This window comes from Inquilinus sp. KBS0705 (assembly GCA_005938025.2).
GTDB lineage: Bacteria > Bacteroidota > Bacteroidia > Sphingobacteriales > Sphingobacteriaceae > Mucilaginibacter.
In genome coordinates, this window is sequence record VCCI02000001.1 from 436186 (window position 1) to 450577 (window position 14392).

The 14392-nt window shown below is 41.4% G+C and carries 10 protein-coding genes; 2 read left to right on the forward strand and 8 right to left on the reverse strand.

The window, feature by feature from the left end; all coding sequences use genetic code 11:
• Positions 1-13 precede the first annotated feature (13 nt).
• From FFF34_002030 to FFF34_002040, 3 genes are all read right to left on the reverse strand, one after another.
• Positions 14-865, reverse strand: a complete 852-nt coding sequence (locus FFF34_002030) for an ATP phosphoribosyltransferase (protein TSD66202.1) — start codon at positions 863-865, stop codon at positions 14-16.
• 252 nt (positions 866-1117) lie between these two features.
• Positions 1118-2647, reverse strand: a complete 1530-nt coding sequence (locus tag FFF34_002035; GenBank protein TSD66203.1) for a hypothetical protein — start codon at positions 2645-2647, stop codon at positions 1118-1120.
• An 88-nt stretch (positions 2648-2735) separates the two neighbouring features.
• On the reverse strand, positions 2736-3227 hold the full coding sequence (locus tag FFF34_002040; GenBank protein TSD66204.1) for an HAD family hydrolase: 492 nt from the start codon (positions 3225-3227) through the stop codon (positions 2736-2738).
• Between the two features lie 252 nt (positions 3228-3479).
• Here FFF34_002040 and gltB point away from each other — a divergent pair, with 252 nt between their 5' ends.
• Both gltB and FFF34_002050 read left to right on the forward strand, forming a co-directional pair.
• A complete protein-coding gene (gene gltB / locus FFF34_002045; GenBank protein TSD66205.1) occupies positions 3480-8003 on the forward strand; it encodes a glutamate synthase large subunit in 4524 nt (1507 codons plus the stop codon).
• Between the two features lie 8 nt (positions 8004-8011).
• Complete coding sequence (locus FFF34_002050) at positions 8012-9493, forward strand: glutamate synthase subunit beta (GenBank protein TSD66206.1); 1482 nt, start codon at positions 8012-8014, stop codon at positions 9491-9493.
• An 84-nt stretch (positions 9494-9577) separates the two neighbouring features.
• Here the strand turns inward: FFF34_002050 and FFF34_002055 are convergent, their stop codons facing one another.
• The 5 genes from FFF34_002055 to FFF34_002075 all read right to left on the reverse strand — a co-directional run bounded on the left by FFF34_002055 (position 9578) and on the right by FFF34_002075 (position 14362).
• The gene (locus tag FFF34_002055) at positions 9578-10156 is read right to left on the reverse strand and encodes a hypothetical protein (protein TSD66207.1); all 579 of its coding nucleotides are present in this window, start codon (positions 10154-10156) and stop codon (positions 9578-9580) included.
• Between the two features lie 116 nt (positions 10157-10272).
• Entirely contained in the window at positions 10273-10947 is a 675-nt protein-coding gene (locus tag FFF34_002060) for a hypothetical protein (GenBank protein ID TSD66208.1), read from the reverse strand.
• Entirely contained in the window at positions 10944-11315 is a 372-nt protein-coding gene (locus tag FFF34_002065) for a BlaI/MecI/CopY family transcriptional regulator (GenBank protein ID TSD66209.1), read from the reverse strand. Before FFF34_002065 ends, FFF34_002060 begins: the two co-directional genes overlap by 4 nt.
• 92 nt (positions 11316-11407) lie before the next feature.
• Complete coding sequence (locus FFF34_002070) at positions 11408-12070, reverse strand: YdeI/OmpD-associated family protein (protein TSD66210.1); 663 nt, start codon at positions 12068-12070, stop codon at positions 11408-11410.
• A gap of 3 nt (positions 12071-12073) precedes the next feature.
• Positions 12074-14362: a hypothetical protein gene (locus tag FFF34_002075; protein TSD66211.1), complete on the reverse strand. Its 2289-nt coding sequence runs from the start codon at positions 14360-14362 to the stop codon at positions 12074-12076.
• Positions 14363-14392: the final 30 nt, after the last annotated feature.

The following is a 14392-nucleotide window of genomic DNA, read 5'->3' on the forward strand; positions in this document are numbered from 1 at the left end:
ATTTATGTGAGGCTTATAATATTATCTTCTCTATCGGCATTACTACAATGCCTTGTGCGCCGGCTTGTTTAAGCAGGCTTATACGGTCCCAAAAATCGCGCTCGGGTATAACGGTGTGTACAGCTACCCAATCGCCCTCGGCCAATGGCACTACCGATGGGCTTTTAACACCCGGCAATAGTGCGGTTACGGCATCCAGATTTTTACGCTCTACGTTAAGTACCACATACTTGGTTTCTTTGGCACGCAGTACCGATTGTATACGCTGTATCAATTCTTGCACCAAATCATTATTCTCGCTACCTATGCCGCCAATTAATACGGCCTCGCTGGCCATTACATCGGCAAAAGGTACCAGGCCGTTACTTTTTAATGTGCCGCCGGTTGATACCAAGTCGCAAATGGCATCGCTTAAACCCAGGCCGGGCGAAATTTCAACCGAGCCTGAAATGGTGCGGATATCCGACGTTATACCTTGTTGTTTTAGGTATTTGCCCAAAATAATAGGGTAGGTGGTAGCTATAGATTTGCCGTTTAGCTGTTGCAGATTTTCGATGCTGTTGTTATTAGGCACCGCAATTTTTAGCGAGCATTTACCAAAACCAAGCTTTTGCAGGTAGCTTACTTCGACCTCAGTTTCCTGTATCACGTTTTCGCCAACTATGCCCAGGTCGGCAATGCCATCCTGTACGTATTCGGGGATATCATCATCGCGCAAAAAAAGAATTTCTAAAGGAAAGTTTGATACCGGGGAGATAAGCGAGCTTTTGTAATTTTCGAAATTAAGGCCGCAATTTTTTAATAATTCAACGGACTTTTCGTTGAGCCGACCCGATTTTTGGATCGCTATTTTTAATGTTTTCACAAGTTTGATTTAAAGGTAATACTATAAGTAAAAAAAAACGGGGGTTGTTATTTCGCGTAGAAACATACATTATCTATTCATCACCGGGTGGTGATGCAGATGAAGATGATGTAGTTTAAACTGTCCCATTTTTTATAGTAGTACTATAGATAAGTGCTGCAAATATATAGAGTTGTTTATTAAATCAAAATTAAATTGTCTTTTACACCTTATTTTATACTTACAATAAAATTTAATTTTGATTTATATACACTATTTAACCGGTGGCTGGCTTGCATCATACTCATAAATAGCCCCCTCGGGGAATTTTTTGATCAGCTTTAATGGGTTCTGCTTTTCAATATCCTTAATATTTACCAGCTCGGGGTTTTCCAGGTTGTTAAACCAAATTAAGTAGTAATGTTTTTGGGTATAAAACTTGGCTACGTCCTTTTTAAAGAATTTGTGCGGCACCAGATAGGATGATAGGCCCGAGAAGAAATAAACAGCTTCGTGCGCATCAGAGTAAATGATAACCTTCGGGTCAAACATCTTTTTATCCATCTGTTTTAAATAAGCCGCGAATTCCGATTCCATCCAGCTGTTATCTGTATATCCCGGGTTGCCATATTCGTCGGCTATCTGGTCGGTGTAGCGGTGCTTATCAATCAAAAATACCTTGGTTAAAAAGCCAAGCATCAACAGGGTGAAAATTGCGGCCACAATCGTCCGGGTTTGCTTAGCCGCTATGCGTTTTAGCAGGAGTAGCCCCCAACTTGTATAACCCCACAGAGCGGGTATGTACATAGGCGATAATAAACGGTGGTTGATACGCTCGTAGCGCGAAAAGGTGGATGATAGCACAATAAACAACCCGTATACCAGTGCAAAGGTAATAGCCAGGTTCTCAAAACTATCCAGGTGCCTGCGGTAATAATTATAAGCGAGCGCGGCTATAAAGCCAAGCAATATAATACTGGCCAATGGCGTAGCTAAATAATATTGATCGGGCGTAAGGCCCATCCAATCGCAAAATACGGTACCAAAATAATATAGATTTTTTAAGAATGGAGTTATGGATGGCTCGCGTGGGCCGGTTACAGTGCCGGTAATGGTTGCGTTAACAACCAAATTGGTTACCAATAGCGATATACAAACCAGGCCATATATAATAATGTGGGCGATCTTCTTTTTAAGCGGCAAAACCCTGTCAAGCAGTAATAACAAACCGCCCGTGCCCACAATGGTAACCGCCGCGTAGCGCGTAACGCAGGCTACAGCAGCAATAGCTGCCGCTATAATCAACGTTTTAATAGTATGCTTTAACAAATATTCGCGAAAGGCGATCAGGAAGAACAATACCTCGAGTATAAACAAAGTCTCTGACCACAAATAAGAATATACCTGCAACAAAGCCGGGCTAAGTAAAATTGCTGCCAGCATTAACCATTTATACACCCGCGATGAAGGCACGAAGCGCGACATGATCCATCCGCTGGTGAATATAAGGCTAGAGAACAGTATTTCGTTAAGTATTGGGCCGAAAACAACCGGGTCCGTATGGCTAATTAAAGATATAACGCCTAAAAAAACAGGGTAAAATACCGGGAAATCAACAATAGGGATATGGTTAAACGTATGTAAAGTGCCTTGTGCTACAAAACTGCGAGCCGCACTGGTATACATTATCGAATCGGGCGATATGCCAATACCGCTATAGCTGGTGAACAGGTATATAGCATAAAACCCTAATGCTGCAAACAGCAGCGTATCGTAGTTTCTTATGTTTTTTGTTGATACCATTCAGGCTTATAAAGGATAAATAGAGCAGATTGTTTAAATTTTAGAATTAAATACCTAAAAATAAGCGTTTAAATATGATGATCTATAGCTAATCTATCAGATCAAGCACGGTGCTTATAGGCTGGTCGCTATTTATTAATATACCTTTTACCCCGGCAGCAGTGCCTGCTTCAACGTCCCGCTCGCGGTCGCCAATAAAATAAGATAGGGCAGGGTCTACATTATATTTTTCGATGCCTTGTAATAGTAAGCCTGGTTTTGGTTTGCGGCAATCGCAGTCGCCTGTAAAGTTGGGGTGGTGGGGGCAGTAAAAAAAATCTGTTATCTCTACACCGTGTTGTTGGTATACCTCTTTTAAGTGCTGGTGCATTTTGCTTAATTCATTTTCGGTATACCAGCCTTTTGCTAAACCACCCTGGTTAGTTGCTACTAAAAGCATGTAGCCGCGGTCTTGCAACTCTTTAAGCGCTGCAAAATTATCCAGTATATGGAAATCCTCTAATTTGCATACATAATCGCCCATTTCGCGGTTTAACACACCATCCCGGTCAAGGAAAACAGCTTTGATCTTTTCAGTCATATATTATAAGGTAAAACTCAAATTTCGGCAAAAGTAAGCTAATAGCGGTATTTACTATGTGTGCATATCAATTATATATATAAAATTATAAAGTTCGCATATAAAGCAGACGTTTTTTGTCGACTTAATAATTATATCATAAAAAAACCACGTAGTTTTAATGATTTTTAAAAAATATATGATTAGATTATAAAAATATCGAAATTTTAGTAATTTCGTTATTACCCGTGTCCTAAATAAACGGATGAGAATATGGATCAGACTGATTGTAACCAGCAAGGCCTTTACAGGCCCGAATTTGAGCACGACTCCTGCGGAACAGGATTTATAACCAATATTAATGGTCATAAATCTAACCATATAATTGACGATGCATTAACCATGCTGGAAAATATGGAGCACCGCGGCGCTTGCGGCTGCGACCCCGAGACAGGTGATGGTGCAGGTATATTAATACAACTTCCGCATGAATTTTTAATGGAAGAATGCTCTAATTTAGAGATAAGCCTACCCGAGCCCGGCGAGTACGGGGTGGGTATGATATTTTTCCCTAAAGAGCCAGCTTTAAAAAAGGCAAGCCGCAAGGTTATTGCAGCAGCTATAGAAAAACTTGGACTGCACATGCTGGGTTACCGTAAGCTTACAGTAGACTCCGGGGCTATTGGCGAAACAGCCCGCCAGGCCGAACCTGACTGCGAGCAGCTTTTTATATCAAGGCCGCACCATATTACCAATGCTGAGGATTTTGAGCGTAAACTATATGTGCTGCGCCGTTACATCAACAAAACTATTACCGAAACCTTACCTGCAGCAGCGGAGTATTTTTACTTTACCTCGCTATCATGCAAAACCATAGTTTATAAAGGGCAGGTTACTACTTACCAGCTGCGTAAATACTTTAATGACCTTACAGATCCGCGCATGGCATCGGGCTTTGCTATGATACATTCGCGTTTCTCAACCAATACCTTCCCATCATGGAAATTGGCTCAGCCATTCCGCTTAATGGCGCATAATGGCGAGATAAATACACTTACGGGTAACCTAAACTGGTTTTACTCGGGTTTAAAATCTTATGTTTCATCGTACTTCACAGGCGAAGAAATGGAAATGCTATTACCTGTTATAGATAACAACCAATCCGATTCGGCTTGTTTGGATAACATTATCGAAATATTGCTGCATACAGGCCGCTCGTTACCACACGTAATGATGATGCTGGTACCCGAGGCATGGGATGGCAATGAACAAATGGACCCGCTTAAAAAGGCGTTTTACGAGTATCACGCTACTTTGATGGAGCCATGGGATGGCCCTGCAGCCATTACCTTTACTGACGGTAAGCTGGTGGGTGCCCTTTTAGATAGAAATGGCCTGCGCCCGCTGCGCTATGTAATTACCAACGATGGCCGTGTAATTGCTGCATCTGAAGCCGGGACCTTAACTATTGACGAAAGCACCGTTGTTAGAAAAGGCCGTTTACAGCCCGGTAAAATGTTATTGATCGACACCGAGAAGGGCCGTATCATAACAGACGAAGAAATTAAGAAACAAGTAAGCTCGCAGCAGCCATATGGCCGCTGGTTAGAGAATTATAAGATACGTTTAGGTGAACTGGCCGAACCACGTTTGGCATTTGCCAGCCTTACCGCCGATTCGGTTTTTCGTTATCAGCAGGTGTTTGGTTACAGCCGCGAGGATATTGATACCATTATTAAGCCAATGGCATTGGATGGTAAAGAGCCAATAGGATCAATGGGTACTGATGTGCCTTTGGCCATATTGTCTGACAAGCCACAGCACCTGTCAAGTTACTTTAAGCAGTTTTTTGCCCAGGTAACCAACCCGCCGATAGACCCTATACGCGAGCGTTTGGTAATGAGCCTTGCTACCTTTATAGGTAACAACGGTAACCTGCTCGATGAGGATAAAATGCATTGCCATTGCGTAGTGCTTGATCATCCTATACTTAAAAACCACCAGTTAGAAAAACTGCGCAGTATTGATACCGGCTTGTTTCATGCCAAAACGCTGCAAACCTATTACAATGCCGATGGTAACCCGGGGTCGCTGGAAAAAGGTATAGCAAGGCTTTGCCGCTATGCCGAAGACTCGGTTGATGACGGCTTTGAGGTATTAATATTAAGCGACCGCGCTATCGACTCTGAACATGCGCCAATACCTATGTTGTTGGCTGTTTCGGCGGTGCATCACCATTTAATAAAGAAAGGCCGTCGTGGTGCAGTAGGTATAGTTGCCGAAACCGGCGACGCATGGGAAGTACACCACTTTGCTACTTTACTGGCATTTGGCGCAACTGCTATCAACCCATACCTGGCACTGTCTACCATCGAGACTTTGAAAAACAACGGGCAGTTAGAAACTGACATTGATATTAAGTACTTGTACAAAAATTATGTAAAGTCGATAAACGATGGCTTGCTGAAGATATTCTCTAAAATGGGTATATCAACATTGCAATCATACCACGGCTCGCAGGTTTTTGAAATATTAGGATTGAACAAAGAAGTGGTTGATCGTTATTTCTCTGGTGCTGTAACCCGCATAGGCGGTTTAGGGCTTGATGAAATAGCCCGCGAGTCACTTTGTAAGCATAAAATTGGTTTTGGCGGCTCAAAATCGGGCCCGCACTTACTGCCCGAAGGTGGTATTTACCAATGGAAACGCAGGGGCGAGGCGCACTTATTTAATCCAACTACAGTACACTTATTGCAACACGCAACACGCAGCAACAGCTATAGCGTTTATAAAAACTATGCAGCGGTAATTAACGAGCAAACCGACAAGCATTTTACCATACGTGGTTTGCTTGATTTTGCCCATCACCGCGAATCTATCAGCTTAGATGAGGTTGAACCGGCAGAAAACATCATGAAGCGTTTTGCTACAGGTGCCATGTCGTTTGGTTCGATATCGCACGAGGCACATAGCACAATGGCTATAGCCATGAACCGCATCGGTGGAAAAAGCAATACCGGCGAAGGCGGTGAAGATGAACTGCGTTACGAGAAAATGCCAAATGGCGACTCGATGCGTTCGGCTATAAAGCAAGTTGCATCGGCGCGTTTCGGGGTAACATCAAACTACCTGACCAATGCCGATGAGCTGCAGATAAAAATGGCACAAGGAGCTAAACCTGGTGAGGGCGGGCAATTGCCGGGCCATAAGGTTGACGACTGGATAGCACGTACACGCCACTCAACACCTGGCGTAGGCTTGATATCGCCGCCGCCGCACCATGATATTTATTCTATTGAGGATTTGGCTCAACTTATTTTTGATTTAAAGAATGCCAACCGCGCTGCCCGTATCAATGTTAAGTTGGTATCAAAAGCAGGGGTAGGTACTATAGCCGCCGGTGTAGCAAAGGCACATGCCGATGTTATTTTAGTTGCCGGTTACGATGGTGGTACCGGTGCATCGCCAATAAGCTCGATAAAACATGCGGGTTTACCATGGGAACTTGGCCTCGCCGAAGCACACCAAACATTGGTACGTAACCAATTACGCAGCCGCGTAGTATTACAAACAGATGGCCAGTTAAAAACAGGCCGCGATTTAGCTATTGCAACCCTAATGGGTGCCGAAGAATGGGGTGTGGCTACTGCTGCCCTTGTTGCCGGTGGCTGTATTATGATGCGTAAATGCCATTTAAATACTTGTCCTGTGGGTGTGGCCACGCAAGACCCTGAATTAAGGAAATTGTTTAGCGGTAAGCCGGATCACGTAGTGAATTTATTCCGCTTTATGGCCGAGGAGATGCGCGAGATAATGGCCGAGTTAGGTTTCCGTACGGTTAACGAGATGGTTGGTCGTGTGCAGTTCCTTAAAGTAAAAGATAACCTGCAAAGCTGGAAAGCTAAGAAGATAGACCTGAGCGGTATATTGCACCCAGTTACTATTAACAAAGGTCAAACGCTTTACAATAGCGAAAACCAAGACCACGGTATGGATGCCATATTAGATTGGGAACTGCTTAGAAATGCAAAGGCAGCGCTTGAAGATAAGACCCCTGTATTTGCAACCTTTGATGTGAAGAATGTTGACCGCACCATAGGTACGTTACTGTCAAACGAAATATCAAAAATTTATGGATCGGCAGGTTTGCCTGACAATACCATCAATTATAAATTTAAAGGTTCGGCAGGGCAAAGCTTTGGTGCTTTCACCACAAAGGGTATTTCGTTTGAACTGGAAGGCGAAGCTAATGACTACGTAGGTAAAGGCTTATCCGGCGCGCAACTGGCTATTTATCCGGCTGCAAATGCAACCTTTAAACCCGAGGATAACATTATTATAGGTAACGTAGCACTTTACGGTGCAACATCGGGCGAGTTATTTATTCGCGGTATGGCGGGCGAACGTTTTGCTGTGCGTAACTCGGGTGCTACAACGGTTGTTGAAGGTATTGGCGACCATGGTTGCGAATACATGACCGGTGGCCGCGCCTTAATATTAGGAGAAACAGGTCGAAACTTTGCAGCAGGCATGAGCGGTGGTTTAGCATGGATATACAACCCAAACAACACTTTTGCCGATAACTGTAATAAAGAAATGGTAGACCTTGACCCGCTATCGATACAGGATGAGGAACAAATAATCGCCTTACTTAAAAAACATATTAACCTAACAGGTAGTAAGGTGGCATCAGCCATTCTTAAAAACTGGAACAAGGTTTCAAGTCAATTTATTAAAGTATACCCTAAAGAGTATAAAAGGGTATTGGAAAAACAACAATATCAAACTGTTAGCTAATAAATATTATGGGAAAAGTTACAGGATTTCAGGAATTTAACAGGGAGCTCCCTCAAAAAACACCTGTTGCCGAAAGGGTTAAAAACTATAATGAGTTTGTTAGTTTGTATTCGGACGAGAAGCTAAACCAGCAATCGGCCCGCTGTATGAATTGTGGAATACCTTTTTGTCATTCAGGATGCCCGCTGGGCAACATTATACCCGAGTTTAACGATGCTGTTTACCGTAAAAATTGGGAAGAAGCATACGAAATACTTTCATCAACCAATAACTTCCCGGAGTTTACAGGCCGTATATGCCCTGCTCCGTGCGAGTCGGCTTGTGTATTGGGTATAAATAAACCCGCAGTTGCGATAGAAGAAATAGAGAAGCACATCATCGAGATAGCTTACTCAAAAAATATGGTTAAGCCTGTTGCACCGCTAATTAAATCGGGCAAAAAAGTTGCTGTTGTAGGATCGGGGCCTGCGGGTTTGGCTGCTGCTGCGCAATTAAGTAAGGCAGGCCACACGGTTACCGTATTTGAACGTGATGACCGCCCCGGTGGCTTGCTGCGTTACGGTATACCCGATTTTAAATTGGAAAAATGGGTGATAGACCGCCGCATACAGGTAATGGAAGAAGACGGCGTTGTATTTAAATGCAACGTTGAAGTTGGCAAAACCATTGGTGCCGACGAGATAGTACGCAACCATGATGCAGTGGTTTTGGCGGGTGGTTCAACCATTCCGCGCGATTTGCCTATCCCCGGCAGAGAGTTAAAAGGTGTGCATTTTGCAATGGACTTTTTAAAACAGCAAAACAAACGTGTTAGCAATATAGCCGTTGAGGCAGAGGAAATTGTTGCTACTGATAAAGATGTAGTGGTAATAGGCGGCGGCGATACCGGCAGCGATTGCGTAGGTACATCAAACCGCCAGGGTGCACGTTCGGTTAAGCAATTTGAAGTGATGATGCAGCCGCCTGAGCAGCGCACGCCACATATGCCATGGCCAACCTACCCAATGGTGCTTAAAACCACCAGCTCGCACGAGGAAGGTGTTGAGCGTTCATGGGGTATTAATACCAAAGAGTTTTTAGGCGACGAAAATGGCAACCTAAGAGCTTTAAAGGTAACCGATGTAAGCTGGGAATTAGATGTAATGGGCCGCCCAATTAAATTTAACGAGGTAGAAGGTTCGGAACGCGAGATACCTTGCCAGCGCGTATTTTTAGCTATGGGCTTTTTAAACCCGCAGTTTGAAGGTGCTTTACAACAATTGCACGTAAGCCTTGACGAACGCAAGAACGTTAAAGCCAAAGAGGGTATATACCGTACTAATGTAGGTAAAGTGTTTGCAGCCGGCGATATGCGCCGCGGGCAATCGTTAGTGGTATGGGCAATATCTGAAGGCCGCGAGGCTGCCCGCAAGGTAGATGAGTTTTTGATGGGCCACTCAAACCTGGAAAGCAAAGATGCTGTTAACCAGTTTGAGCAGGTATTTTATTAAGCAACCCCTAAATCTTATATAACAAACAAAGCGCCCATAAGGCGCTTTGTTTGTTTGTAGGCATACCTAATTATGTAAACTAAGCTATTTAGTCTTATCATTTGTATCGGTGATTGTGACATAGGCAGCCTTTCTGTCTTTCCATGTGACAAAGGTTTTATCATAACCAGCTGCGGTGTACAACTCTATCTGAAAGTATTCTTTACCATAATTAATAGCTTGTTTGGTTAAGGGACTGCTGGTGTAGTAAACAAAATCGGTATTACTGTAATTAGATAACGCCTCATTTTTAACCCTTTTACCATCGAGCCATACACCATATATCGATTTGGTTGCCCATGAGTTTAGCTGCTTTGCATTTGGCGATATTTTATCGGGTTTATAAAAGCTACCCGGTGCAGGGAACTTTATCTTTTTCTTTTCTTCGGGTGTAAGGTCTTTAACAGTTCTATAAAATGCCGTTTTGCCATGTTTATCTCTTAGGGTAATATATGGGCTCTTATAAAGCTTTTTGGCTTTTACTGTATCTGTAATAGTTTCTACAGGCTGTTTCTGCTGAGCAGTGGCTTTAGCGCATACAAAAAATACAAGTATAAATAATACTGGTAACAATGCAAGTCCCTTTAGCATCGCCCTAAATTTAGAAGTAGTTTGGTTCATCATGATCAATCTTTTTTTAGTTATAGAATAATTGAAGTTACTGGTTAGCGATAGATGGGGACAAATGCATGCTTTTGACAGCAGCAGGTGCTGATAGCCCTTTAAATTAGTTTGGGCATCTAAACACCTTCATCTGCCAAAAACTCGTGGTTAAGCTGTATGGCCCGCTTGTAAAGTATAAATACAGGGTTAAACCAAAATATAACTTTTAGCATTTCGATGAAAAGGATATCGAGTGTGTGCTTTTGGTTAACGTGTGTTAGCTCATGCAATAAAAGTTCATTTTCGATTGCGCTGTTTTCATAGGCATTTTTGCTAACGAAGATGTATTTTGAAAAACTATATGGAATGATATCACCAGGTACAAGCACAATAGTGGCGTTATAACTGGTTACCTGTGTATTGTTTTGGATAGAAGCATAAATAACCAATAGATTTCTGATAAAGCGGATAAACAGAATACAGACAATAATTGCATAGGTTATAAGCAGGTAAAAGGATAATGGTAGCACATCGCCTGGTATAGTAATATTATTGGTGGGTATATGATGGTGGGTAGTTACTGTAGCAGATATATCATTATCTAAGATATATTGTACAGGTGCTATCCGCGCCATTGGTAATTTAACAGCTGGTAATTGAATAGTAAATACAGGTATTGTTAAACTTAATACCAGGCTTGCCAGCAAGAAAAACCTGTTAAAACGGAGCATTTTCTCTTTCTCGAGCAGCAGAAGGTAGGCAGCCAGTAAAAGCAGCAAGCAAATGCCCGATTTGATGAGGTATACTGTCATTTTTTCTTTTTTTGAATTTCCAGGTCTATAATTTTTTTAAAATCCTCCAACTCCGATGCAGATAAATTGGTTTCGCGGGTAAAGAAAGAGGCAAACTGCGAAGCTGAATTATTGAAAAAGTTTTTAATAAGGCCGTTTACATGAGTCGAGAAGTAGTCGGCTTTAGCAATTAATGGATAGTATTCCCTTGAGTTACCAAAGGTGGTGTAATTTACAAATCCTTTATCGGCCATACGTTTAAGCAGGGTAGCTATAGTGGTGGTAGCGGGTTTTGGTTCGGGGTAGATATCCAGCAGGTCTTTCATGAATGCTTTTTTAAGCGACCACAAGTACTCCATTAGTTCTTCTTCCTTTTTAGAAAGTTTCATATTGCTCTACATTTATAAATTATACTCTACAAATGTAGAGTATAAAATGAATAAAGCAAATTTTTACATGAGTTTTTTAAATTTAAACGATTTTATTTTTCAGAAGGGTTCTTCTTACCAGCCAATAGCTTATCTACCATCTTCGCCATTCTGTCTGTTCGGGTCTTTTCCTGTTTGGCATCCAGTATCCAAACAATATATTCTTTACGGTTCGACCATGCGAGGCTTTGGTAAGCTGCCATGGCAGTTGGGGCAGTGCTTAAGGCTGCAGCTACATCATCAGGTAGGGTTACCTGTTTCTTTTCAGGATTAATGTATGCGGAATAATCATTTTGCTTTTTAATAGATTCTACACTGCTATCGGAGTGCTTAACCAACTTTTCGGGACGGAATCGGAGAGTGGTCCACACGTCGTTAACGGCCACTGCTGCTACCGGGCGCAGACCATGTGCTTTTGATTGTTCCCATCCGCTCATCATATTCAGGTCGGTTTCTATGCCTTTGTTTTGTTTGGGATAGATAACCCAAAAAATCGTATCGTCGGTTAAAATTGATTTTAATTCAGTTAACCCGAGGGCAAATTCCTTGCTGTTTTTAACAAATAGGAGAACCCCATTAAAACTGCCTACGGTATGGTAAGAAAAACTCACTCCATTGGGCAAAGGCTCCAAAGAAGCCAAAAAACTTTCAGGCGCATGTAGCATCAGCCAACGCTGGCCGGGTTTAATAAGCAGTTTTTTGGCGAGAGGGGTCATGGTTTATTGGCTGCTTTTGGGGCTGTTAATCTCTGCTAATTTAGCAATCATTTTTTTTGCCTGTTCCTGCCAGTTACTCCCTTTTTCTTCCCATTGTGTGTATGCATTCTGATTGTTGAAATTGGGTTGACCTACTTTTTTGAGTGGCCCGGCAATACCAATATATTCCTTATTGTCCCCATCATCAGGAACTATAAATTTGTAGGCGTAGTAAAGTTTATTTTGGTTTACAATTGTACCTATTAGCGTTATTTTATCGGGAGTATACTCTTCATCATCAACTACATATTTATAAAGAAATGTCTTTCCAAGTTCTATTGGCGTAATAAATTTAGGATTAGCTTTGAGTAATTTGCCGTTTTGACTTAATGCTTCTAATACCGCATATCTATTACTTATGTTATCTAAAGCTTTGTTTAGTACTAATTGATTAACCGGCAAATTATTATTAAGCCGTGTAATCACTGCATCGGCTATTTCGCCATCATAGGTATCTTTGGCTATAATTTTGGCAGTAAATGCATCTGTAAGTGGCTCCGCTTTTATGCTGTTCATTATTTGCAGGTAGCTATAAATTTCAGATATCATTAAGTTGGAGGAATCTTTTTTAAGGTAAATCGCCAAATCGCTATTTGCAAACTCTGTAATCTTTCTAAAACGACTTTTTATAAGTTGAATTCTGTTCGGTATTCTTTCATCACCCAATATCGATCTTGTTAATCTTAAGATGTTTTTTTTGTATTCCGGATATTTAAATAACGCTAATATCTTATCGTAATTAATTGCTGCATAGCTTAACGAATCGTATAAGGGGCTAAATACTTCATTGCTATACTCTTTAAATACCTTTGGTTCTGTAAGTAATAAATTGAGGTATATATCTAATCCTTGTTTCCAATCAACCGCCGGGATGGCGGCAAGTGCCTTTGTTTTCAGCAATTCAACATCGGTTTTTTTATAAAGGTTAACCAGCTCATTGATAGTTTTGTCGTCGTTTACCTTTTCCAACACGGTAAGCAATTTGTGACGTGTGCCAGTGTAAAGTGTATCGTCTTTATAAGTTTCGGCTAAAGCATTATAGATATATGGTAGTTCTTGTTTATCAAAATGATAATAAGATAGTGCTCCATGAGCGTAGTTGTATGTGGTGGTATCACTGTTCCTTAAGTCGTCGGTTATAAGTTTGGCTTTTGATGAAGTAAGATCTATTGGTTTGCCGCTTTTAAGCCATGTGATGCCATTATAAAACTCGTTGTTAGCATTAGTGTATATTTCGTCGCTTGAAAGGTATGCATAATTAAAGATCACATCGCCATTATTCCATAGCACACGATATCTGCTTTTATCTTCCGACGCCTTTTTTTTCAATACGAAATCCACACCTCGATAACCGTTAATGCGTATAGTATCGTTTTTTATCAACGTGTCCGTGTATTTTCTAAATCCGGTATAAATGTTTTTAAAAAGGCTATCAGGGTTGTTTATTCTATAATACTTGCTAATGGTAGCGTGGTCTATGGCATAAAGGCCGCCACTATAAGGATTGGTTGAAAAAATACTTTTATCGGCTATAAGGTATGAATTGTATTCGTGCGTGGTAGCAGATAATTCCACCATCTTTTCAAACACTTTTGCTTTAAAATCACCTTCTTTACTTTCGTAGGCAACCAAGGGTGCTGTTTTGTAAGGGAGTAATGTAAATGACGAGAAAAATTCGTCATCGTCATTAACTTCTTCGCCCGTGTTCAAATTTTGTTTTAATAGGAAATAGATACGGTTGCCGCGTAAAATAAGCCGCGCAATACAGTTATAATTTTGAATGGAGAATCTTATTTCTCTGCCTTCAAAACCATCCTTAACAATAGGATAAGAGCTTTTTATTTGAGCATTTTTTGCTTTAAAATCCTGCTCCACTGCGTCAAAAGTTTTTTGTTTATCCGCAAGATACATCCCCGCCGGGAAGTCGTTATACCTTATCAGGTAATTTATCATATTATTTGTATCCGTAACCAGATACATTTTTAACAAATAGGGGCTATTTGTTTTTGGATTTATCATGCTTTGCTGGCGGGTTATTGGGTTACCAGGTAATTTAACAGAAAAGGCTGCCGTATCATTGGTAAACACTTCCCAATTGACTGAAATTTCCTCCTCCTCCTCGTCATCTTCGCTTTCTGTTTGGGCGAATAAATTGGAACTGAATAAAAGAGGAGTTAAACAAATAAAAACTTTTAGCGCCAGGAATAGCAACCGGGAAGTTAACGGCCGGTTTGAATTGTGAAAGTGTTGCATGTAGGTTTAATCAAGGCAATCAAGATAAGC

Excerpts from the sequence above, each read along its gene's own strand:
- FFF34_002035 (TSD66203.1), bottom strand. The coding sequence starts at position 2,647 with ATGGTATCAACAAAAAACATAAGAAACTACGATACGCTGCTGTTTGCA.
- FFF34_002040 (TSD66204.1), bottom strand. The coding sequence starts at position 3,227 with ATGACTGAAAAGATCAAAGCTGTTTTCCTTGACCGGGATGGTGTGTTA.
- gltB (TSD66205.1), top strand. The coding sequence starts at position 3,480 with ATGGATCAGACTGATTGTAACCAGCAAGGCCTTTACAGGCCCGAATTT.
- FFF34_002050 (TSD66206.1), top strand. The coding sequence starts at position 8,012 with ATGGGAAAAGTTACAGGATTTCAGGAATTTAACAGGGAGCTCCCTCAA.
- FFF34_002055 (TSD66207.1), bottom strand. The coding sequence starts at position 10,156 with ATGATGAACCAAACTACTTCTAAATTTAGGGCGATGCTAAAGGGACTT.
- FFF34_002060 (TSD66208.1), bottom strand. The coding sequence starts at position 10,947 with ATGACAGTATACCTCATCAAATCGGGCATTTGCTTGCTGCTTTTACTG.
- FFF34_002065 (TSD66209.1), bottom strand. The coding sequence starts at position 11,315 with ATGAAACTTTCTAAAAAGGAAGAAGAACTAATGGAGTACTTGTGGTCG.
- FFF34_002070 (TSD66210.1), bottom strand. The coding sequence starts at position 12,070 with ATGACCCCTCTCGCCAAAAAACTGCTTATTAAACCCGGCCAGCGTTGG.
- FFF34_002075 (TSD66211.1), bottom strand. The coding sequence starts at position 14,362 with ATGCAACACTTTCACAATTCAAACCGGCCGTTAACTTCCCGGTTGCTA.